Annotated in this window: 25 protein-coding genes and 1 CRISPR repeat array; of the genes, 12 read left to right on the top strand and 13 right to left on the bottom strand. The window is 54.6% G+C overall.

The window, feature by feature from the left end; all coding sequences use genetic code 11:
* The first annotated feature begins 1 nt into the window (after position 1).
* The 4 genes from ACTNB1_RS10695 to ACTNB1_RS10710 all read left to right on the top strand — a co-directional run bounded on the left by ACTNB1_RS10695 (position 2) and on the right by ACTNB1_RS10710 (position 2163).
* Positions 2 to 133, top strand: coding sequence for a CD1871A family CXXC motif-containing protein (locus ACTNB1_RS10695; RefSeq protein ID WP_441169383.1), 132 nt, complete (start codon positions 2 to 4; stop codon positions 131 to 133).
* On the top strand, positions 126 to 992 hold the full coding sequence (locus tag ACTNB1_RS10700; protein WP_441169385.1) for a 4Fe-4S binding protein: 867 nt from the start codon (positions 126 to 128) through the stop codon (positions 990 to 992). Before ACTNB1_RS10695 ends, ACTNB1_RS10700 begins: the two co-directional genes overlap by 8 nt.
* Positions 989 to 1537 carry a TlpA family protein disulfide reductase gene (locus ACTNB1_RS10705; protein WP_441169387.1) on the top strand — a complete coding sequence of 183 codons (549 nt, stop codon included), beginning with the start codon at positions 989 to 991 and terminating at the stop codon, positions 1535 to 1537. The genes ACTNB1_RS10700 and ACTNB1_RS10705 overlap by 4 nt, the downstream gene beginning before the upstream one ends.
* A gap of 134 nt (positions 1538 to 1671) precedes the next feature.
* Positions 1672 to 2163 carry a hypothetical protein gene (locus ACTNB1_RS10710; protein WP_441169389.1) on the top strand — a complete coding sequence of 164 codons (492 nt, stop codon included), beginning with the start codon at positions 1672 to 1674 and terminating at the stop codon, positions 2161 to 2163.
* A gap of 12 nt (positions 2164 to 2175) precedes the next feature.
* Here ACTNB1_RS10710 and ACTNB1_RS10715 read toward each other — a convergent pair whose 3' ends face one another.
* The 3 genes from ACTNB1_RS10715 to ACTNB1_RS10725 form a co-directional block, all read right to left on the bottom strand.
* Positions 2176 to 3495 carry a glycosyltransferase gene (locus tag ACTNB1_RS10715; protein WP_441169391.1) on the bottom strand — a complete coding sequence of 440 codons (1320 nt, stop codon included), beginning with the start codon at positions 3493 to 3495 and terminating at the stop codon, positions 2176 to 2178.
* Between the two features lie 179 nt (positions 3496 to 3674).
* Positions 3675 to 4160: a hypothetical protein gene (locus ACTNB1_RS10720; protein WP_441169392.1), complete on the bottom strand. Its 486-nt coding sequence runs from the start codon at positions 4158 to 4160 to the stop codon at positions 3675 to 3677.
* 137 nt (positions 4161 to 4297) lie between these two features.
* Positions 4298 to 4930 carry a TetR/AcrR family transcriptional regulator gene (locus ACTNB1_RS10725; protein ID WP_441169394.1) on the bottom strand — a complete coding sequence of 211 codons (633 nt, stop codon included), beginning with the start codon at positions 4928 to 4930 and terminating at the stop codon, positions 4298 to 4300.
* A gap of 342 nt (positions 4931 to 5272) precedes the next feature.
* On the opposite strand from ACTNB1_RS10725, the gene ACTNB1_RS10730 reads away from it, so the two are divergent.
* The 4 genes from ACTNB1_RS10730 (at position 5273) to mobV (ending at position 8320) form a co-directional block, all read left to right on the top strand.
* A complete protein-coding gene (locus ACTNB1_RS10730; protein ID WP_441169446.1) occupies positions 5273 to 5701 on the top strand; it encodes a DUF3990 domain-containing protein in 429 nt (142 codons plus the stop codon).
* Entirely contained in the window at positions 5667 to 6329 is a 663-nt protein-coding gene (locus tag ACTNB1_RS10735) for a helix-turn-helix domain-containing protein (protein WP_441169396.1), read from the top strand. The genes ACTNB1_RS10730 and ACTNB1_RS10735 overlap by 35 nt, the downstream gene beginning before the upstream one ends.
* Positions 6330 to 6357: 28 nt before the next feature.
* Positions 6358 to 6864: a hypothetical protein gene (locus tag ACTNB1_RS10740; RefSeq protein WP_441169397.1), complete on the top strand. Its 507-nt coding sequence runs from the start codon at positions 6358 to 6360 to the stop codon at positions 6862 to 6864.
* Between the two features lie 484 nt (positions 6865 to 7348).
* Positions 7349 to 8320, top strand: coding sequence for a MobV family relaxase (gene mobV, locus ACTNB1_RS10745; RefSeq protein ID WP_441169399.1), 972 nt, complete (start codon positions 7349 to 7351; stop codon positions 8318 to 8320).
* 50 nt (positions 8321 to 8370) lie between these two features.
* Here the strand turns inward: mobV and ACTNB1_RS10750 are convergent, their stop codons facing one another.
* From ACTNB1_RS10750 to ACTNB1_RS10795, 10 genes are all read right to left on the bottom strand, one after another.
* Positions 8371 to 8664, bottom strand: coding sequence for a DUF6809 family protein (locus ACTNB1_RS10750; protein WP_441169400.1), 294 nt, complete (start codon positions 8662 to 8664; stop codon positions 8371 to 8373).
* Positions 8665 to 8940: 276 nt separating this feature from the next.
* Positions 8941 to 10055: direct repeats of the CRISPR family, unit length 33 nt; unit sequence ATTTCAATCCACGCTCCCCATGTGGGGAGCGAC.
* A 162-nt stretch (positions 10056 to 10217) separates the two neighbouring features.
* Positions 10218 to 10508: a CRISPR-associated endonuclease Cas2 gene (gene cas2 / locus ACTNB1_RS10755; protein ID WP_441169402.1), complete on the bottom strand. Its 291-nt coding sequence runs from the start codon at positions 10506 to 10508 to the stop codon at positions 10218 to 10220.
* A gap of 7 nt (positions 10509 to 10515) precedes the next feature.
* A complete protein-coding gene (gene cas1c, locus ACTNB1_RS10760; RefSeq protein WP_441169404.1) occupies positions 10516 to 11547 on the bottom strand; it encodes a type I-C CRISPR-associated endonuclease Cas1c in 1032 nt (343 codons plus the stop codon).
* Positions 11544 to 12206 carry a CRISPR-associated protein Cas4 gene (cas4, locus tag ACTNB1_RS10765; RefSeq protein WP_441169406.1) on the bottom strand — a complete coding sequence of 221 codons (663 nt, stop codon included), beginning with the start codon at positions 12204 to 12206 and terminating at the stop codon, positions 11544 to 11546. The genes cas1c and cas4 overlap by 4 nt, the downstream gene beginning before the upstream one ends.
* Positions 12203 to 13099: a type I-C CRISPR-associated protein Cas7/Csd2 gene (gene cas7c, locus ACTNB1_RS10770; RefSeq protein ID WP_441169407.1), complete on the bottom strand. Its 897-nt coding sequence runs from the start codon at positions 13097 to 13099 to the stop codon at positions 12203 to 12205. Before cas7c ends, cas4 begins: the two co-directional genes overlap by 4 nt.
* A gap of 1 nt (position 13100) precedes the next feature.
* On the bottom strand, positions 13101 to 14834 hold the full coding sequence (gene cas8c, locus ACTNB1_RS10775; RefSeq protein ID WP_441169409.1) for a type I-C CRISPR-associated protein Cas8c/Csd1: 1734 nt from the start codon (positions 14832 to 14834) through the stop codon (positions 13101 to 13103).
* Positions 14831 to 15493 carry a type I-C CRISPR-associated protein Cas5c gene (gene cas5c, locus ACTNB1_RS10780; RefSeq protein ID WP_441169411.1) on the bottom strand — a complete coding sequence of 221 codons (663 nt, stop codon included), beginning with the start codon at positions 15491 to 15493 and terminating at the stop codon, positions 14831 to 14833. The genes cas8c and cas5c overlap by 4 nt, the downstream gene beginning before the upstream one ends.
* Positions 15494 to 15520: 27 nt before the next feature.
* A complete protein-coding gene (cas3, locus tag ACTNB1_RS10785) occupies positions 15521 to 17680 on the bottom strand; it encodes a CRISPR-associated helicase Cas3' (RefSeq protein ID WP_441169412.1) in 2160 nt (719 codons plus the stop codon).
* A gap of 76 nt (positions 17681 to 17756) precedes the next feature.
* Complete coding sequence (locus tag ACTNB1_RS10790) at positions 17757 to 18443, bottom strand: hypothetical protein (RefSeq protein ID WP_441169414.1); 687 nt, start codon at positions 18441 to 18443, stop codon at positions 17757 to 17759.
* A 97-nt stretch (positions 18444 to 18540) separates the two neighbouring features.
* The gene (locus ACTNB1_RS10795) at positions 18541 to 19035 is read right to left on the bottom strand and encodes a sigma factor-like helix-turn-helix DNA-binding protein (protein ID WP_441169416.1); all 495 of its coding nucleotides are present in this window, start codon (positions 19033 to 19035) and stop codon (positions 18541 to 18543) included.
* 114 nt (positions 19036 to 19149) lie between these two features.
* Here ACTNB1_RS10795 and ACTNB1_RS10800 point away from each other — a divergent pair, with 114 nt between their 5' ends.
* The 4 genes from ACTNB1_RS10800 to ACTNB1_RS10815 all read left to right on the top strand — a co-directional run bounded on the left by ACTNB1_RS10800 (position 19150) and on the right by ACTNB1_RS10815 (position 21733).
* Positions 19150 to 19380: a helix-turn-helix domain-containing protein gene (locus ACTNB1_RS10800; protein WP_441169418.1), complete on the top strand. Its 231-nt coding sequence runs from the start codon at positions 19150 to 19152 to the stop codon at positions 19378 to 19380.
* A gap of 72 nt (positions 19381 to 19452) precedes the next feature.
* A complete protein-coding gene (locus ACTNB1_RS10805) occupies positions 19453 to 20661 on the top strand; it encodes a tyrosine-type recombinase/integrase (RefSeq protein ID WP_441169420.1) in 1209 nt (402 codons plus the stop codon).
* Positions 20662 to 20670: 9 nt separating this feature from the next.
* A complete protein-coding gene (locus ACTNB1_RS10810) occupies positions 20671 to 21267 on the top strand; it encodes a helix-turn-helix domain-containing protein (RefSeq protein WP_441169422.1) in 597 nt (198 codons plus the stop codon).
* A gap of 85 nt (positions 21268 to 21352) precedes the next feature.
* On the top strand, positions 21353 to 21733 hold the full coding sequence (locus tag ACTNB1_RS10815) for a hypothetical protein (RefSeq protein WP_441169423.1): 381 nt from the start codon (positions 21353 to 21355) through the stop codon (positions 21731 to 21733).
* Positions 21734 to 21756 lie beyond the last annotated feature (23 nt).

Raw genomic sequence — 21756 nt, forward strand, 5'->3', positions numbered from 1 at the left:
TATGAGAAAGGCAACGATATTCTGTCTGGCTGCCGCTCTGCTGATGACCCTATTCGGTGTCTGGAGAGGCGAGGCGGCCGTGGTCATGAGCAAGGGGATCAATCTGTGTTTGGAGTGTGTGGGCATTGGCTGAACATAAACATCGCTGGAAGATCCAGCTGGGGGCCACTCTTGCCTCCAATCCCTTTCTCCTGAACTTTTTTCAGGGAAAGATTTTTCGTGGAAAGCTGAAAACCGCCTGTGTCCCTGGGCTAAATTGCTATTCCTGTCCCGCTGCGGCGGCCTCCTGCCCTATCGGAGCACTCCAGGCGGTAATTGGTTCCTCTAAATTTCACCTGGCCTATTACGTTGTAGGCGTACTGCTTTTGTTCGGCGTCCTGCTGGGACGGGTAGTCTGCGGCTTTCTCTGCCCCTTCGGCTGGTTTCAGGAGCTGCTCCACAAGATCCCCAGCAGAAAATTCAGCACCAAACCCCTACATATGCTGACCTACCTCAAATACGGCATCCTGCTCCTCTTCGTTATTATCCTGCCCATGACGGCAGTGAATGAGGTGGGAATGGGAGATCCGTTCTTCTGCAAGTACATCTGTCCGGCCGGTATTCTAGAGGGCGGCATCCCGCTGGCGATAGCCAATCCGGGCATACGTGCCAGCCTGGGGTGGCTGTTTACCTGGAAAAGCTGTATCCTGCTGGGGATCGTGCTGCTCTCAGTGTTCTTCTACCGGCCTTTCTGCAAGTGGCTGTGTCCGCTCGGCGCGCTTTACGGCCTCTGCAATCAGATATCTGTTTATCAGCTTCGGGTAGACCGGGAGCTTTGTACCGCCTGCGGCGCGTGCGGCAGAGCCTGCAAAATGGATGTGGAGTTATATCGCACACCCAGTCACCCGGAGTGCATACGCTGCGGGGACTGTATCTCCTCCTGTCCCCATCACGCCATCACCAGAAGCTTTTCCCTGAACACCGCCAAACGAAAGAAGGAAACCTCTGTATGAACAAGAAACTCTCCCTCCTGCTGGCTGCGGCACTGGCCGTCTCTCTGGCTGGCTGTGGCTCCGGCTCGGAAGATCAGTTGATCTCCAAAACACCCTTTCCCACCTTTACAGAAGTTGATATCATGGATGGAAATACTGTTTCCAACGATATTTTCGCGGAGTATGACGCCACCATCGTCAATTTCTGGAACAATGGCTGTGGAACCTGTATTGAAGAAATGCCCGAGCTGGAAGAACTCTACCAAGATCTTCAGGAACGGAACATCAATCTCATCGGTGTAGGCACGGACTCCGGCGAGGGCGAAGAACAGCTTGCCACAGCCCGGGAGATTTTGAAGGAAAAAGGTGTGACCTACATTAATCTCTCCCCCAACCCGGATGAATCCTTTTATCAGGAGTTCACCTCAGATCTCTCTACCTTCCCCACCACCTATGTCGTGGACAGCGAAGGAAATATGATCGGCGCCCCAATCGTCGGAAACGTCAAAAAGCAGCTGGACACCTTGGAGGCGCGTCTGGACCTCATTCTGGAGTCCAACAACTGAACTGCATGGTGAAAAAGGGCGGCGGAATGATTCCGCCGCCCTTTTTCGCTTGATTTATCCATTCCATAGGATCCGATTGTCTGATATACTGGAGCTGTGAGAAGAAGCCACCATAATGGTATTGGGAGGTCGTTATGAAAAAAGCTGTGTTTCACCTGTTGCCTCTGCTGGTCTGCCTGGGGCTGTTTACCGGCTGCACCCTCCAGCCTCAGGCCAGCAAGCAGGACGCCATTCCCTTCGCAGACGGGCAATATTACGCCGCAGCCTATCTGGGCTATCAGCAGATCGACGATCTGGACTATTACACGGAACAGTATCTGGACAGTGACCAGCTTCCTATCCACTATCTGTCCAGCGGTGACTACTATCTGGTGATTCCCAGATACTCCGGTATGGAGCTGACTCTTTGCCGCCGGGATATTGAGACGTCTGAAGCGTTTGTTATCTATGAAGATCCCGACTGCCGTCCTTTTATCATCCAATGCAATGCCAGCGATATTTTTGCAGACGCCGTCATTCGCCTAAGCTGTGAAGGAGAAACAGTGGAATTCTCCCCCTTCATCTCCCTAAAAGACGGTTCGGTGGAAATCGGAGACCAGGGCCTGGATCTTACCAAATCCGCGTAAAGTTCCGACTTCTTACAGGCTGGCCCGGATATTATCCTGGATCTTTCCGCTAAGCTCCTCATATCGGGCCAATTCTTCCTGGGAGAAGCCCTGGAAAACAGTTTGACGGTAATCCAGCACCGACGCGGCCAAATCGGCCAGCACCGGGGCCGCCTCCGGCTGGAACACCACCTGAAGCCTTCTGGCACCTCGCTTGGTGCTGCTCTCTGCCTCCTCCAGCCGCACCAGGCCCCGGCTCACCAGCTTTTGTATCTGCATATTAAAGGCACTAAGCGTCAGGTTGGCAAAGTCGGCCAGCTCCCGTCGGGTAGCAGGCACGTCCACATGCCGCAGATGGAGCAGCAGCCTGGCCTGCGGCAGAGTAACTCCATGCTTGATCGCCGCAGTCTCCAGAAACCGGTCCAGCATTTTACGCTGGCGAAAAGCATCGTACAGCAATCCCTCTCCTGCCAGGATATCGGCGCTGACCTGAAAGCGCTCCGTCCCCAGCCGGGCCGAGCCGGGCAGAATGGCAGGCAGTACTACGCCGTCTCCCGCCACGTCCACCAGGAACCGGTACACCTTCAGGCGGCAGCGCTCATACTCCTTTTCATCCAGGACCGCTTTGAAAAAGCGGTTGTAGTACTCAAAGACCAGACGTTTCATCCGCACCGTCTTGGTCAGACTCATACCCTGGGAGGCAAGGGAGCCTTTGGTCTTCACGTAGTAGTAAATAGGTACCTGCAAAGCAATGATCCGCTGGGCAAAACGAAGATATTCCAGATTAAACATGAAATCCTCGCACCAGTTCAGCTGCGGGTCCATCCGCAGCTTCTGCTCCCGCACCAGGTCGGCCCGATACAGTTTGTTCCACAACACTCCGTAATAAAAATCAGCGGGATCCTCCATCATATAGGCGGCAAACTCCTCGCGGTCCATTACGCCGGTCTCATCGATGTCCCCTTTGTGGGATACCCGCTCTCCCACCACGCGGTAGAAATCGGAAATAACCAGGTCACAGTCATGCTCCTTCGCCGCTTGTACCAACGACCGGGTAGCATCCGAGGTGATCCAGTCATCGCAATCTACAAATTGCAGATAGGTCCCCCGAGCCTGGTCAAGGGCCAAGTTCCGGGAAGCAGATACTCCGGCATTCTCCTGGTGAAAGACCCGCACCCGCGAATCAGCAGCCCCATACCGGTCACACAGCGCCGCCGTCCCATCCCGGCTGCCGTCATCGATCAGCAGCAGTTCAAAATCCCGGTAGGTCTGGTTCAGGATGCTCTCTACACACCGTTCCAGGGTCTTTTCCCCGTTGTACACGGGTACGATAATGCTTACCGTGGGTTCCATGGCTCTCGCTCCCTCTTTTTCCGATACACCCATCTATTTTGAACGGGCTCAGCGAAGAATATGGTAGCATGTTTCCCCATTTCGTGCAAGCACCATCCCAAATCCGGCAAAAAATCGGGTAAGAGAGAAGTCTTTCTCCCTTACCCGATCTCACATATATGGCTCTCTGTTGGAACACCCTATTTCTTTGCAAAGCGATTCAGGAAGAAATCAGTAAACTCTGCCAATTCCTTCTCTTGGGATACATAGACATACAGAGACTCATCCTCCAGCCAGTCGTAGGCGTTGATGGCGATGTATCCTTTTTTGTCCGGATAGATCACAAAGGCATCAGTGGGATACTTATTGCGATAGGCTTTCAGAATTTCGGAACGACGGTACCAAACGGGGTCCCCGCAAGCAGACAGATCAGGCACGGTGGGCACTACCACAATGGTCTGGCTGTCTTCATTCCAGCCCACGATCAGGTTGCCGATCTTGGTCTTACTGCCGTGGACAAAGCCATAGTTGAAGCGGCTCACGTCTTCGGTGTATCCGAAGATCAGGCGGTAGTCCTTTCCGCCTTCCACCATCTGATCAAAGATCTGGCGCATTTTTTGAGCATTGGCATCGCTTTTAGCCTGGTCGATCTCCGGCCCCTTAAAAAGTTTGCTGAAAAGTCCCATAGTTGTGTTCCTCCTAATATTGATGGATTTTTATAGTCGCGTCTGTTTGTTTTCCCGTTTCAAATAAAGACCTTTTCTTAACTTTGTATTTATTTTCTTTAAAAATGGATCCGTCTGAATACCGTGCGGCACAGGCTTCAGACGGATCTCGTCTCATGCTCGGGCTCCAGCATATTCTCCAGGCAGTCCACGGTTGCCTTGATCTGTACGTCCACCGCAGCATCGGCAGCCTCTGGGACAAGCATAGGCAGCGTATCGGGAATGGCCCTGCGGATGACCATCACAGCCAAACTCAGGTTCGTAAACAGCGCCACCCGTTCCCGATCCGCGCGGATTCCAAAGCGCTCCAAAATGCCGCCAAACAGACATGCCTGTTTCTCCCGAAATGTTCGGTAGCTCTCCGGTGACAACCGTCGGAACAACATCTGTTGTTCTTCGACTGTCATAACGGCAATACCACGCTGTTCACCATAGCAGCAGTCGTGAAGAAAGCGGGTCACTCCCTGCCTCCAGGTCAGGTTTGAATCCTCCATCAAGCTGCTGGCATACGCCAGGATCCTGGGCTGCTGAAAATAGAAAGTCTCAACGATCAGATCCTCTTTCGTGGGAAAAAAAGAGTAAAAAAACGTGCGGGAGATACCAACCGCCTGGTAGATCTGCTCCACGGTGGTGTGCTGGATTCCCTGCCGGGCCATCATGGTCAGCGCCGTAGTAATCAGCCGCTCCCGGATCTGCTCCCGCTCTTCATCTGAATAAGCTACTCTGGGCATTTCATCCCCCAATAAAAACTCTTTCTGTTCTTTGTTTTTATTTTACCATAATCTGAATCGACACACAAGTAAAAATTATCTTAAGAGATCGTGCAGAATGTTCCTCTCGTTTGGATAGAAAAAGACTCCAAAAGCATCTGCCTTTGGAGTCTTTGGCGCAGCGGGAGGGATTCGAACCCTCGTGCGATTGCTCGCAAACTGATTTCGAGTCGTTGGAAGGCAGTGTCCTCCCGTGTATTTTAAGATCCTCTGTGAGCATTTCAGAACGCCGCAAGCTCTTGCAATTCCTGGGCTTTCGGCGTTTTTCTCTGCCAAATCAGGGACTTTGGGATTTGGCCCTTCATAGCAGGTTTTCGGGAAAACTGTGAGCATGGTGTGAGCGCCGGGCCGTATCTTTCTCCCCCCTACGAGAACTACGATGTTATCATCGGGTATCGCGCCGACGATTCCTACTTCTCCTTTGCCTCTGCATTTCTGAACAACACCACCTCCCTGGCACAACTTGAGCGGGCCATGTTTCTGGGAAAGCTGGGAGAGCAGGTAGTTCTCAAATCAGAGCAGGCTTTTTCCAGCATGCGCTTTGAAGAGAGCATCCCTGCGGAGCGAACCATTTACTATCCAAAGAAAGCAACCAGGGACAGTGAGGCACGGGCTGCCTTTCGTGAGGAGCGCAAAGCAGCTCCAGTACGGGAAACCGTATACATGATCGACATTCTCAGAGAGGAGTGGAAGAACGATGACGCCCGCTTACGAGGAAATGTACCTGAATGACGCCATGTGTGCCATGGGAGAGATGCTGGACTACGCAGTCCACGGCTGCAGGTGCGATGGAGATTTGTTTTTCACACAGTTTTTCTCATCCGGTGTAGCGGAACAGTTTGAGTGGGGCAACCCGAAGTTTGTGGGCGGCATGTCTGGTGTGGAACTTGCCCTTGAGGTGTTTCATCGTACCACCGGACAAATCCCCGATGTGGATGCAAGCGCATCTGAGGAGAAGTCGCCGGAGTACTGGGCCGGTTGGAGTCTCGCCTACTACCAGCGGAAGACCGGAATGCCCTTTCGAGAAATCGACTCCCACGTACTGACCGTGAGCAGAGTCTGCTCCATGTATCTGCTGCACGAAGCGGACATCAGTAAGTTCACAGAGGCCGCGGACAAGGTGATTCAGGAAAATCTCGGTGAGTGCGAGACGAACCTAAAGCGCATCCGCAGAGCAAATGGCTTTTACCAAAAGCAGCTTGCAGAAGTCTCCGGTGTTGCACTGCGGATGATCCAGCTGCATGAGCAGAGACAAAACGACATCAACAAGGCACAGGCATCCACTTTAAGCACACTGGCCAAGTCTTTGAATTGTCGGTTGGGAGATTTGATGGAGCCGCAGATTGCAATCAGCAACTGAGCAGTACCTCATGGAGGTGATTCTACTCATGGGTAAGCGGATAAAAGCGAACCTCTATACAGAAACCAAAATTATCTGGAATGGCTATGAGCACCTTGCTGTGCGGAATGATGATGGTACCTTGTTTTCACAGGGACACTATAAAACGCATATCCTTCCTGCAGACCTACCGGAGTGGTATGTGTATGGACGATACTACAGAAACTTTGGCTACCTCTCTGCCAAAGGTGTAAGGCACTTACATTACCACCCGAATTTTTTCACGAATCATTTTCTGAAAGATGACTTCCTCTTTATCTCATATAGTGAGAAAATTATTCTGAACGAGGATGTGCTAAAAATAGCGGGATATGATGAGCGCATATGTGGCTCTGAAATTATTGCGTTCGTAATCGCTGCCGAGAAATATTCTGAGTACGATGTCTCAGAAATCAAGGAGGCAATCAAAAATAAGAGTCAGTGGCTGAAGGAACATTTCCCGGACGACTACGAACGGGAAGTCGGATGTCAGCCTCTGTTTCAGGAGTCTGTATAAGTGTATTTTAACAGCGTCTGCGAGAAATCGCAGGCGCTGTTTTCGTCTCTGCAATAATCCCCGTCCTTCGTCCCCCGTCCGCCCGCAGGCGCGTTTTTGCCGCCCAGGAGGGGTACACCCCTACCCCTAGTAAAGGGCGGCAAAAGTGGCGGCAAAGGGGCGCAGGCTGCGGGCCAGTCAAGGCCCGTTACCGGCGCAGCCGAAGCCGCAAAACGGGGTCCCGGGGTGTCCCCGGGCGCACGCCTTGCTGCCCCCACGGGGCGGCAAGGTATAGTGCGTTATACCGCCCTGACAACCGCACGCGAAAATGCCCGGCCCTCCTTATAGGGGCCGGGCATTTCTCGTGGGCGGGGAAACCGCCGCCGCCCAGGCTGCCGGATGACAGCAACGCCTCCCCTGCGGCGGGTTCCGCATGGCAGGGCGGTATGTGAAAAAGCCATCGTTCACCGCACGCCCACCATTTTAACGAAAGGAGTTTTGTGTAATGCCTTACGCGATTATGCGCTTCGAGAAACGAAAAGGCGGACCGGCCTCCGCCATCGAGAAACACCACGAACGGAAAAAGGAGCAATACACCAGCAACCCAGACGTGGACACTGACCGCTCCCCTCTCAACTATCATCTCATCCAGCCCCAGCACAAGTACTATGCAGAGATCCAGTTCCGCATTGAGCGCGCGCAGCAAGAGAACCCCAAGTGTAAGGCGCGGAAGGACAGCGTGAAGTTCATCGATACCATCGTTACCGCCACGCCAGAGTATCTGGAGCATCTGTCACCGGAGCAGGTGCGCCGCTACTTTGAGCGGGCGCTGGACTTTTTCAAGGCAGAGGTTGGAGAAGCAAACATCTTCTCCGCCGTGGTTCATATGGACGAGCGCAACCCACACATGCATCTGTGCTTTGTACCATTGACTCAGGACAACCGGCTCTCTGCCAAGGAGGTAATCGGAGGACGGGACAAGTTGGTGGAGTGGCAGGACAAATTCCACGACCACATGGCTGCGGAGTTTCCAGAGTTGGAGCGCGGTCAGTCTGCCGCTGTCACCCGCAGGAAGCACATTCCCACCTGGCTCTACAAGCAGTCCCACCGGCTCACCAACGAAATGATGCAGATCCGCACTGAGCTGGAGCAGACCAACCCGCTGAACGCCAAACGGCAGAGAGAAAAAATACTCAAGCTGCTGGAGCAATGGTATCCCCAGGTCAACGCCTTTGAAGCAAAACTGAAACCCTATGACGACCAGATTAAAATTCTGCGTCAGAATGAGCAGATCTACCGTCTGGAGACCGAGGAGGCCAAACGGGCAAAGGCCTGGGAGCAGCAGGAGAAGCTATCTCTCATTTATGAGCTGCGGGAGTGCCAGAAGTTCATTGACTCCATTCCATCTGATCTTCTGGATCAGCTGCAAGAGAACTACGAAAATCAGTTGGAGCATGGTCAGAACTTCAGATCTTGAGGAGCCGGAGTATGAACCCTCCCCTGCTGAGTGGCTGGCTGTTGAAGGCCTTACGCAAGAGTGTCCGGGCCGGAATCATTTTCCGGCACCGGACGCTCTTTCATGTAGTGATTCAGTTCGTTTGCCATCCCCCACGCCAGGCGGAAACCACAGATGAAACTATCTACGGAGCGTTCCGCAGCAATGTGGTCTTTGGCATCGATGATCCGCAGCACAAGTCTCCGCTCCTGCTTGTCCAGCCGCTCGATGAGCTGCCGGTGGCACTCCTCCACTTCCTGCTTATCCTCCGTCATGGGCAGCGGCGTGTATACCCGGTCGTACAGCCATTTCAGTGTGCCACTCATGTGCCTCGCCTCCTTGTAGCAAGACACAATAGCATAAACTTTAGACAATAGCCACTACAATATTTTACTCCATGACTTCCAATCTACACTCCCTATACAGAGATCAATACTTTTGAGTAACACCATTATTGTCTTTAATATATTTCGATATATACTTTCTATGTAGGGAGTGATTGTCCAGCATATCCATATAGACCTAAACTGCCAACTTCAACCCATTCTTCTCGTGTGGGAAGCGACGTCATAATCGTAGACCCACGTTTCACTCCAAAACGTATTTCAATCCACGCTCCCCGTGTGGGGAGCGACATCTACAACTTGGTCCGTTACGGTTCTGCTACTGATTTCAATCCATGCTCCCCGTATGGGGAGCGACTGAGCCGCCGGTCGGCGTGAGACTCGGCGAAAGCATTTCAATCCACGCTCCCCATGTGGAGAGCGACTCTGGACCTCGGGCAGCTTTTCGGCGTCGGCTCTATTTCAATCCACGCTCCCCATGTGGGGAGCGACGGGCGGGAGTGCCGCGCTGACACTTAACCTGGATGATTTCAATCCACGCTCCCCATGTGGGGAGCGACTCTACGCCGTTAGACAGGTTAATATTGGATTCAGATTTCAATCCACGCTCCCCATGTGGGGAGCGACTCAGCAGGCTGCTGATCTTAGAGATTGGCAGGTCATTTCAATCCACGCTCCCCATGTGGGGAGCGACGGGGTGATATATGAGGTGACTTTGTGATTTCTTCCTATTTCAATCCACGCTCCCCATGTGGGGAGCGACTTCCATCGTTGGTTGGCTACGGCTGGTACCCCGATTTCAATCCACGCTCCCCATGTGGGGAGCGACCAGCAGCCCCCAGGCATTTGAGACGGTTTTGGGAGATTTCAATCCACGCTCCCCATGTGGGGAGCGACCTTAACTCCGTCCCATGTCCAGACTTGATAAACGGATTTCAATCCACGCTCCCCATGTGGGGAGCGACGTCCCCAGTCTCGCCCCCGCGCTCTTCGGTATCATTTCAATCCACGCTCCCCATGTGGGGAGCGACGTTTTGAACAAGGAGATTTATGCTCAAGGCAATGAATTTCAATCCACGCTCCCCATGTGGGGAGCGACTATGATTTTATAAATTTGTCTACTCCTGATGGTGGAAAATTTCAATCCACGCTCCCCATGTGGGGAGCGACCTTACTCTTTCTAAGCGTGATTGGCAGCTCTTCATATTTCAATCCACGCTCCCCATGTGGGGAGCGACAGGTGTCAAGATAATTGCCGTGTTTTCATCCGTTATTTCAATCCACGCTCCCCATGTGGGGAGCGACTTGCTAATATTGGTGAGCAGGCTGTACTTAACAAGATTTCAATCCACGCTCCCCATGTGGGGAGCGACAGCAAGTATGCACAAAAAGGCACTTGCAAATTTGTAAAATCAAATAAAGTTTAGCCTATTTCGCAGGTATTTCTAAATTACACCTTTTTAATCCTGCAAAAAAGGGATCTTGTTCCGGTGCGAACGTCCCGGGCAATGTGTGGCTGCTGCACCTTCGCACAACTATAGGATCAACGGCTCTTCCGGAAGATAGGAGGACTTACAGCCGAAGTGCTCGATCTTGTTTTCATATCGTTTCCCCAGATAGTAAAAGCGTAGACTATCCTGCTCCTGATTCATAATGGACAGTAGCTTAGCCTGGAGCAGCTTACACTGAGCTGTGTCCAGTAAACACTCAAACACCGAGCACTGCACTCGCTGACCGTAATTGACACATTGCTTGGCTATCTGCCGTAGCCGCCTGCGTCCGGCGGCATCCTCCGTGTTGACATCATATGTAATCAGTACCAGCACAGTATCCTCACTTCCACAAAAAGGGCGGATATGCCTCCAAATCGCCCCGTAGATACCTGGTCAGAAGCAGTGCCTGTAAATAGGGTACCAAGCCCCAGGGCATTTTCTCTCCTAAAAACGGATGGGTCAGGCTATCCTTCTTGCGTTCCTGCCACCGCTGTAGAAAGGTACGCCTTCCACTTTCGCTGAGCAGCACACCTCCATTTTCCCGATAGACAAAATCAGATTTTTGGAAGATCCGGTTATTGATACAGGTCAGCACAAACCGGTCTGCCACGCAGGGGCGGAATTCCTCCATCAGATCCAATGCCAGAGAGCTGCGTCCAGGCCGATCCCGGTGGAGAAAGCCCACATAGGAGTCCAGGCCTACGCTCTCTAAAGCCCAGGCGCAGTCATGGGACAGCAGGCTGTAAGCAAAAGAGAGCAGAGCATTCACCGGATCCATGGGCGGTCGGCGGTTGCGCGTCTCAAAATGGAACAGGAGCCGGTCTCCCAGGATCAGCTGATCGAACACGCCGAAATAGGCGGTGGCCCCGGCCCCCTCCAACCCCCGGAGGCTGTCCATATTCGTCTCCTGCAAAAGCAGGGGCAGCAGGGCCTTCAGCTGGCCGGACACCTCCCCCAGCCGCTGGTCATCCACCCGAAGGCCGTGATCCCGGCGGGTGCGCTCGATGCTCCAGCGGGCGTTATGGACTTTCCCGAACACCATGGCCCGGGCAATGGCACAGCTTTGGGCCGGGTCATCCGCCGCCCGGTACTGGGTGCGGCGGAGCAGCACATTCCCGTTGGCCTCCCCGATGACCCGGGCCAGAAATTTCCCCCGGGGCGTGCAGAAGGACAGGGCGATGCCCCGCTGGGCACAGGCCCCCATTAGGGCGGGAGAGGCGCCGGAATAGGCGAAGGTGATGATAGCGGACAGGGTGTGGAGGGGATAGCGGGCCACGGCCGCTTTTTCCCGGCTGGCCACCACATTTTCTCCATCCAGGGAGAGATAGATGTCCTCCGAGGTCACGAACAGAGTGTTGAGCAGATGTCTCACGATTCCACCTCCATGGCCTGACGCAGATAGGCGTCCACGTCCCGCTCCTTCATCAGGGCGGGCAGGCAGAGCTCCTGGAGGGAGCAGGCGCTGCAGGATTTGGAGCGCCGGACTTTTGGCGTATACCCCCGGCGGTAAAGCTGGTGCATCTCTTCCAGCATCCCCCGCACCGTCTCCCGCAGCTCTTTCGAGAAAGGCACCAGTGTCCGCCGACGGGTCTCGCCATAGAAGAGGGCCCCCTCCGGGATACGGCAGCAGAGCATCTCTTCCAGACACATAGCCTGAGCACACAGCTGCAATTCGTCGGCCTGGTGGGCCTTGGGTGCGCCCCGCTTGTATTCGATGGGAAAGGGCAACCACAGCCCCTCCTCTCCCCGGATGGGCACCCCGCCGGGATCAGCACGGAACTCCACCACATCACATTTCCCGGAGATTCCCAGGGTGAGCGAGACCACGGATAACCCCCGGAGAATCAGGACGTCCCCCCGGCGCTCCCGGGCTTGCTCGTCGTGGGCCCGACGGTGGAAAAGGTCCCCCTCCACCGTCCGCAGGTTTTCCCGCCACTGCTGCTCAATGTGGATGAGGGCCCACTGGCGGCGGCAGAATGCAAAGTGCTGCAGGCCGGACAGCTGGAGGAAGTCCTCCTCGGCATAGGTCACCCCATGCGCTGGCAGGTGACCCCGGCGGGCAGGGCGGCCTCGTCCACGGAGACGATATAGTCCTGATAAGAGCGGGCAGGTGCCGCATTATCCGGATCTTTCCGGCTGACTGTCACGGAGTCAAAGAGCTTCCAGGCGGGAGCACAACCCAGCTCGCTGTCGTGTTTAAAAATGATCAACTCCCGCACCGCCATTTTGCCCCGGGCGGCGGAGTGGTCATGCTCAAACATATTGAGGATGGCCTCCCACAGCAAGGACAGATCCTCCTCGGAGAAACCAGTAGTCTTGCGGGCCAGATTGGCAGAGATATAACCCTCGCAGCGGTAAAGGCCGTAAGGGACGATGTACTTCCGCCCCATTTCGATACCCTTCTTTTCGGCGTCGGCCTCTGTGGTAATGGCTACCCGGGTAATGGTGACCTCCTGGGGTACTACCGGTTCGACACTGCGGGCAAAGCCCAGCTGCACAGGGCCACGCACTTGGCCGCAGTTGAGGGCTGCTTTAACGAAGGTGGTCATCACCGCGCCGAAGGTGCGGATGTCATAGAAATTCCTGCACATCCAGTCCCGGATTTTCCGATCCAGATCGGGGTCGGATTTCTTCTTCTCCTTCACGTTCTTTTCGGTAACTTCCAACTCCGCATAGGCCTCGGCATCGCTGCGGTTCAGCGGCACTCCGTCCTTCACATAGATACGGTAGCCCGTAGCGTCCTCCTTCGCTGTCTCCACATAGTTGCGGATCTTCCGCTTGAGGCACACGTCAGTCACGATGCCCAAACCGGTCTCCGGATCCACTCGGGGCATATTACCGGCGTCGGGGTCGCCGTTGGGGTTGCCGTTTTCCACGTCGAAGAGAATCACAAATTCATAGCGGTTCTTAATGGGCTCAGACATCTTATTTTTCCTCCTTTTTCTCAAAACGGCTCTGGGTCTGGTGGTAGTAGCCCAACTGGAAACAGCCTTGTTGGGACAGGTTCATGCGCGGGGGATAGCTCTCACCCAGTTTGGAAAGCAAGGCGGTGATCTGCTTATCATAGTGGGTGCGCAGACCGCCATCCAGCTTTTTCAGGTGCTTTTGGGCCAGATTTACCAGCACCGGAAACACGATGGCGGGAGTGGCGGAGGCTGAGTTGAAATACTTGTCCTTAATGGTAGCGTTGATCCCGGGGTTGGCGGCAGACTGGATGGCCTCCAACAGGGAGAAGAGCCGCCCCAAGTTGTAGGGAACGTTGGTGCTGTCTGGGTTGAGAGACACGGTCAAAACCTCCTTTGGTACGTCGGGATGTAAGTTTTTCAGATAATAGGCCTTGAGAACGGCTGCCTGGCCACGGGTCATACTGTGTTCCGCCCGGATGCGCAGAGCCACGCCGTTCAGCAGTGTAGCCGGGTAGCGGGTATCAGTGAGGACAGCCCGCACCACCTCACCGGCCATATTAGGTGTTGGGGTCTTGTCCCGGCTGTTCTGATTGACAGTCTCATCCAGCAGTTTCCACATGGGGATGGCATCAAACTTATCATAGGCGGGCTTGATAATCTCCAGCCGCTGCTGGTGGGCCAGGGCATTGCGTAGGAAGGCCCCAAAACTGTTGTGCAGGAAAAAGCGCACCGAGAGCCGGGCGGCATTGGGGGAGAGCCCCAGGATGTAGAAGTCCATGTTGGGATCCAGCCGTTCCTCATCCAAGTCCACCGCCATGCCATTGCAGAGATTGTTCAGCGTTCCCTGCAGATCATTCAGCGTATAGGCCGCGGCTTGTCCCAAAAACGCCGCCCCGAATATATTCTGATAGGCATCTCCGCCGCTTCTGGCCCAGCAGACCACAGTGGCATCCCCCATCCGGTAGACGTGTTCCCGGTCGGCCAGTAGGTGGTTGAGGGCGGTGGTGTAAGCGAAGGCGGCATATTTGCTGGTGGGGGCATTGTAATTCTGCTCCTTGCCGTAAGAACAGAAAGCAGGGGCATTAAAGGATACCAGTGCTGCACCGCTGGACTGAGCCCCCTGTACATTTTTAATAGAGGGATGAACACTCTCCACAGTCCCGTGTTCCCCCGTGACTAGGCAAACCATCTGCGGACCGTCCTCTACTTTTTGATAGTGGTTGTCCCAGGTCTGCCGAACCGGCGCATCCTGATGAACAAAGGCACCATCATACCGGAATACAAGGTTGCCGCCAGCCATGAGTTCCTCCCAGCAAGCAATCAGCACCGGGTGGCTGGCGGCCTGTTCCGGTTGCCATGTCCGAAAAAAGGCCAGCACAGCTTGGGCTGCGGGGCTGTCCACTCCTTCCAATAGCTCCTCGTGAAGGGACTTGCACGCCTGGAAGCACTCCAATGTCCGTTGGGGTTTCCCCTTGTTGTCTACTCCGAGCAGGTAGCCCGCGTTGTCACAGAGAAAATTGGCGGCTACCCCACTGGAACGTTTTACCGGTGCCGGCAACCGCATCAGCTGGGGTGCTAGCACCGTCTTCTTCCCCTTGGTTTGTTCCGTCTGAACGGAGACCACCCGCTCCAGCGTCCCGTCCGCTCCGATGCACAAGGCATAGGAAACCTTGACATCTCCCCAGCCGGGCGGGGAGATTTTCCCACTGTCTGCCAGCGTCTCATAGTATTCGGTCAGTGCCTGTAAGATCATCGCCGCACCTCCTCACTGTCCCAGGGCGGGACCTCCAGCACTCCATCTCGCAGCACCCCTCGGAAAAAGAGGGGGGTGCTGTTTTCCAGGTCGGTATAGTCCATGTCGTAGAGCATCCAGCCCAGGTCCCGCTCGCCTCTCAGCTCCTCCGGACAGGGTGGAACACCCTCACACAGACGGAACTGGGCGGGAAACTCCCGGCAACCGAAGCAGGGCTGGTGATAAAACTGCCCTCTCTGAATCCGCCGTTTTACAATGTCCTGGAACTTTCCTGGGTTGTCCCCCGGCGCGGCCTGTTTCGTCATCTCAAAATGGGCCTCAATCACATAGCGCACATCCCGCAGCAGCAGAGCTGCCCGCTGCTGAATGTCCTCCGAAGTGCTGAGGTACAGCTCCCCCTTCCCTCGCTCCATCACTGTGTTGACGGTGCGTGCAATAATTTTAGACTTGATCTCGTTGCGTCGCAGATTGGTAAAGTGGATGGGGGTGCAGACGTGGATGCGATCAATATGCCACCGCATCCCAGGATGCCAATAGATGGCCTCAATCAGTCCCCGGGCCGCCGATGGGGTCATCACGTCATAGCTCACCCGCTCCACCTTCATCTCCGGACGGGTAAAGAGGGCATAGTCTCCCCAGACCTCCAGTTTGATGGACATAGGCGTCACTCCTTTCCACTTGCACATTCAAATAAATAGACATTTTCCGCTGTCGGCCTCCAGTGAGAGACCAGTCCCCTCGGCGTACAGGGCTGGATTGCACAGGATAGCCGCACCGTTTTCCAAAACTTCCAGCTCTCCCGCTGCCTCTAGTGCGGTAAAATGCTTTTCGTAAACAGACACACCGTATTGCCCCAGCTGCCGGAACAGTGTTCGTCCTCCCTCGCCGGCACGCAGCCGAGCTACCAGCTCCGCACCATCCTCCCACGGGATGTAGACCGTCCGGGTGGGGCTGTCGATGAGATGGAACCGCTCCGCTACCGTGCGGAAGGGAAAAAACTCGGATTGAATCAGCGTCAAGATCCGCTCTTTGTCCTGAGCATCGCTTCCCTTCAGATCCAGAAGTTCAGAAAAATAGGTGTGGATAGCTTCCGGGGAGGCGATGTCGGCATAGCGGGCCATGGCCGCCTTTCCTGCGCCGATAGCGGTAGCGAAGAGGGGCGGGGCTTTTTCCTCCCCTTCAAAAATGTGGACTACACTCTCCTCAGCAGACCGCCTGCCCTCCCGGTTGCACCGTCCGGCGGCCTGCAAAATAGAGTCCAGCCCAGACTGTTCCCGGAACACGATCGGGAAATCCACGTCCACCCCCGCCTCGATAAGGGAGGTGGACACCACCCGGCAGGGCAGCCCCTCCCTCAATCGGCGGCGGATCTCCCTCAGCTGTACCTTTCGGTGGCTGGGACACATGAGGGTGGACAGATGGAAGCTACCTGCCCCGTCCAGCCGCCCATATACCGCCTGGGCCGCCTTTCTGGTGTTAACGATGCACAGAACCTGGCTATGGGTGTTGAGCTGTGCGGCCAGCTCGTCCCAGGTCAGGCCGCCTGTCTGCCGGAAAGTCACTCGGCGGAATAGATCCCACTGGCAGGTATCGGGCGGACACAGCTCCTGCACCGGAACCTGAGAGAGAAATTCTCGAAAGATCGGCTCCAGTGCAGGCTGCGTCGCTGTGCAGAGAACTGCGGAGACACCGTAATGCTCCACCAGCTGGGAAATGGCCCAGACGCAGGGCCGCAGATAAGGGACGGGCAGCATCTGGGCCTCGTCAAAAATCACCACACTACCGGCAATGTTGTGAAGCTTGCGGCACTGTGAGGAACGGCAGGCGTACAGGGACTCAAAAAACTGTACCGCCGTGGTCACCACCACCGGCATGTCCCAGTTTTCCGTGGCCTTGGCCAGATGGATGGTGCGGGGTATAGCCTCCCCTTCCAGATCATAGAGCACGTTGGAGTGGTGCTCCAGTACGTTTTCCTCGCCCAGAATCTCTCGAAATACCTCTGCCGTCTGCTCAATGATGGAGGTGTAGGGGATCACATAGATTACCCGCTCCAGGCCGTGCTTTTTGGCGTGGGCCAAGGCAAAGGCCAGGGAGGCCACGGTTTTCCCTCCGCCAGTTGGCACGGTGAGGGAAAACAGCCCCGGCGCTCGCTTTTCTCCCTCCTGCATGCACCGCTCCAGAATCCGACAGCGTTGGCGGTTCAGCCCCCCTTTGGGCGGGAACCAGCCGGATATGTAGCTCTGCAGCCTGTCCCACAGCTGTTCCATGGAAGTCTCATTGCGCACCCGGTCTCGGCCATCCATAAAAGCCTCGGTGTCCAGAAAGTCGGCATCCACCAAACAGGAGTAGAGCATTCGGGTAAAAAACACCATTTCCAACCCAGATCGTGTCCTGAGAAAGCCGGGGATGCCCGCCTGAGGCAGTGTCACATCCTGCTCCCAACATCCATAGGGCTCCAGAATCCCTCCACGTTTGATGCGACCCCACAGAGTAGCCTGGTTCGGCCCGTCCGTCTGACTGCCGCCGTCCGGCAAACCGCCGTGGTGTCCGGCTACCGCAAAGGCGGCGAAGGGCTGCCCGGCCCGCCAGCACTCCAAGGCTCCCGCTGTAGAATGATCCACCTGAATGGAGTCACCTTTCAACCGCTTCTGGAATGCCTCAGAGTACTTTCCAATATCATGAGCCAGCCCAGCCAGTTCCGCTTGAGTTTCCCCCCCAAAAGCGCGTGCAAATGCTTTGGCTAGATAAGCCGTACCTCGCAAATGACTAAGAACTGACTGCGTTTTTCCTGTGGCTGAAATGTGCGCCAAAAAAGGAGAACTCTCCATGGCAAAAGCTCCTTTCATCTTTATAAAGAGCTTATCACAAGATAAGTCCCATAGAACGGACTATTTTATCCAGTCAAAAAATACACCTACTAATTTATTTGCTTTTCGTTCTGAATACTTTCACATTATAATAATTCCTGCACTTAGTTCCGCAGAATTCGCTCTTGGCGTGGGTGTTGTAATACACCTTCCCGCAGTTTTTGCAGACCTTCAGGGAGGGCTTTTCCTGGGTCATCAGCATGGCATAGGATAGCCTGAGCACCTCATACATGCTGTGGGCCTCCCAGATCAGCTGGGGTACCAACCCGCCGGTCAGCCGATAATGCAGAGCACCGTCCAAATCCAGCAGCACAGCCGGTGCCTCAGGCGGTAGAACATCTTCCCTTGTATAGAGGAAATGATAATACAGCTTCTGGAATTCTCTGTTCAGCTCATCCACGGGCTCTCCGTATTGGCGGCTGTCCAGCGATGCCGACAGAGGCCCTCCACCGGCCAGCCCCTGCCAGATGGACGCATTTACCCCCGCCAGGCCCAAGAGCCCGTGACGGGCCGCAAAAGCGGCACACAGGCGGTTTTTATCTGGCGTTCCCATACGCAGCTGCCGCCCCAGTTCCAGAGCGTCCGCCACCAGCTGTTCAGCCTGCTCCGCGCAGTCATACGCCAGAGGGGTAGCCTTTTCTGCCGGAACCAGATACTCTACATGGTCAAACGTCGTGACCTCATAGTCCGACCACCGTGTCCACATGACATTCAGGTTTGGAAACATGGCTTTCAGTTCCATGGTAATTCCTCCGTTGTAATACTTGTAATCAATATATCATCTTTCGTTTTTGGGTGCAAGCAAGCACCCATTTTCTTTTATTAGGGTTTAAGTACAGTCAGAGATCTTCTGTTTTCCGCTGCCCAGTCACCAGGAACCGGATCTTCTCCAGCGCCTTCTGCCGCTGCTTGGTGATGTTCCGGGTGGTACATCCCATTTGTTTGGCAATATGCCTGGTGGGGATACCAAAGACGATATTCAGCCTCAAGATCTCCAACTGCCGGGGCGTCAACTCCCGCATGGCCGAGCTGATAGGGTACTCCCCCATCAGCTCAGGCAGTTCCTCCCCACGCTGGGAAAAAATAAGCTCCAGCCAGTCATTTTCCTCGTACACCTTTAGATTTTCCGGGATCTGATAATGCCCGCCCTCGCTGATCCCGCCGTTCAAAAGGCAAAAATCAAAATCATCCCTGTGCTCCCCGTGTCTGCGGTCGTTGTTGTCATCGTAATTGTCCAGCGCCTGTAGTACCCCGTCCCAGTCTCCCTGCCGGGCCAGTTCCCGCAACCGCTGCTCCAGTCGCTCCTCTTTCACGTCCCATATGGTCTTTTTCACGACTCTCACCTCCCCGGTTCCGTTTTTGTCCCCCTCACCGTCTATATAATATGCGGTGTAATCTATGTAATTATTATAATCAATTACAATTATATTTGTCAAGGGGGTGAGACCATGAACAGAGAGGAAAAAAGAGCGACCCGCTACCGGGCCATGTTCCGGCACTACCCGGACGCCCTGACACCGGTCCAGGTGCAGGAGATGCTGGGTGTCGGCAGGCGGATGACCTACGGACTGCTCCGCAGAGGAGAAATCCAGAGTGTCCGCATGGGGCGACTCTACCGGGTTCCCAAAGTCGCAGTTATTGACTATCTCTGCGGGGCGGACAACACAAAAAAGACTTGAAAAAAGCGTCCATCCAAGGTAACATCACAAGACCTCGGATGGACGCTTTTTTGAAAGGGGGAATTGAGTTGTATGGGACATCGTGAAATTACCGGAAGTCTGGCCGAGCGCAATGGCCGATACACCGCCATTTTAAATCTGTATGACGAGGACGGAAAGCGCCGTCAGAAGTCTATTGCCCTGGGAATTCCGGTGAAGGGCAATAAACGCAAGGCCCAGGCCCGCCTGGAGGAACTGAAGCGTGAGTACAGCACCAGCTCCTGCAGTCCAGCGAAGTCCAGGCAGGAATCCCCGCTGTTTGCGGATTTCCTGCACGACTGGCTGAAAACTACCGCACCCACCATCGAGCGCACTACTTATCAGAGCTATCAGGGCCTCATCGACGCCCGGCTGGATTCCTTCTTCCGAGAGCGCCGTCTGCGGCTGCAGGATTTGGAAGCCAAGCACATCCGAGAACTGCACCAGTCCATCTTTAAGGACGGCTGCAATGCCAATACCGTCATCCACTACCACGCTGTGGTACGCAAGGCTCTCCAGTATGCTGTAAAAAATGGGCTGGTAACTGAGAATGTGGCCGATAGAGTGGATCGACCTAAGAAGGGCAAATATCTGGCAGAATTCAACTCCAAGGAGGAGCTGGCCGCGCTCTTTGAGGCCACCAAAGATGACTCTATCTCGGTGGTGATCCAGCTGGCGGCCTACTATGGTCTGCGGCGCAGCGAGGTGTTGGGCATCCGCTGGAGCGCCATCGACTTTGAGCAGGGCACTCTGCCCATTAACCACAAGGTCACTGAGGGCAAGGCGGACGGCAAGCATCAGCTCTACACCGAGGACAAGCTGAAAACCAAATCCATCTTCCGCACCCTGCCCCTGATTCCAGCCGTGCGGGTGCTGCTGGAGGAACAGCGGGCCCGGCAGGAGGAATACCGAAAGCTGTTCAAGAAATCCTACTGTGCCGACTACTTGGACTATGTATGCACCGACGAGATGGGCAAGCTGTTCCGGCCCAACTACATCACCGACCATTTTAAGCTCCTGCTGGAGCAACACGGCCTACGGCATATCCGATTCCACGACCTGCGCCACAGCTGCGCCAGCCTGCTGCTTAGTCAGGGCATCCCCATGAAGCAGATTCAGGAGTGGCTGGGGCACTCCACCTTTGCCACCACCGCCGACATCTACTCCCATCTGGACTTCAATTCCAAGTTGGAATCGGCGGACGCCATCTCAGCCGCCTTTGCTAAGGAGCAGAGAGATGCCGGAATGAATCTTTCCTTGTGAGGTGCCAAAATGGACTATTGTCATCTTCGCAAAGAATTCCCGGAGACCATTTCCATGGATCAGCTCTATCGCATCTGCCACATCAGCAAGCGGAAAGCCCACTGGCTGCTGGAAAACGGGATCATTCCCTGCAGGGATTCCGGCAAGCACACCCGGCGCTTTTCCATCTCTCTGGAGGAGGTGATCCGCTTTCTGGAGCTGCGGGATGCGGGGGTGCTGGAGGAGGTCATCCCTCATGGCGCTTTCTCCGGCGGCAGCTCCCGCCCGGTCTGTCCGGCCCGGCGGGAACTGGATGAAGAGCGGCTATGTGCCTACCTGCTGGAGTGCTGGCAGGACTGGCCCGACATGCTCACCACCCGTCAGACGGCAGAACTGTGTGGGTACAGCCTAACTACCCTCAACCGCTGGTGGAGCCGTGGCCAGGTCAAAGGTGTGAAATATCGGAATGAACTGCTCTACTCCAAGGAGTCACTGGCCTGCTGGCTGGCCTCAGTCAAAGGGCAGAACATCGCCGTGCTTTCCAAGCAGCACCGGGAATGGATGAAAGGATTTCAGGCAGAGGAGCAGAATAGCGGCATGGAGCCAAACTCCATGCCGCTATTTTAGTCCCGCATACAATTTTCTATTGACATTCTCTTTTTTCATATTAGAATTCTTAATAGAATTCTAATTAAATTGGAGGCGTTATATGATGAACTATGATACCATTATATTAGAACTCCTCGGGAGAATACAGAAACTAGAAAATGATGTGAAATTATTACAGCAAACCATTAGCATCGAATCTGATTTGGACACAGCAGAAATCCCTTCAAAGGCCAAGACTACTACAAAAGATATACGAATTTATATTGAAAATCAGAAATCAATGGCCAAAGCTAATGGCCAAACTGAACTGGTTCTCAAAGCAAACGATATTCATAAAAATCTGCAATTGCGGAGTCGAATACCCATGGTGTGCAATGCAATGAGACAATGCATGGCAGATGGTGATGTTGTGCTGCATGATACAGCGAGCGGATATTCCTCTACTTTAGAAATTAAGTATTATCTTTCTAACGAATTATTATGAGCAAATTCTTTTTACAAATATGG

Origin of the sequence: Flavonifractor sp. HCP28S3_F3 (assembly GCF_052065355.1) — a bacterium.
Lineage (GTDB): Bacteria > Bacillota > Clostridia > Oscillospirales > Oscillospiraceae > Flavonifractor.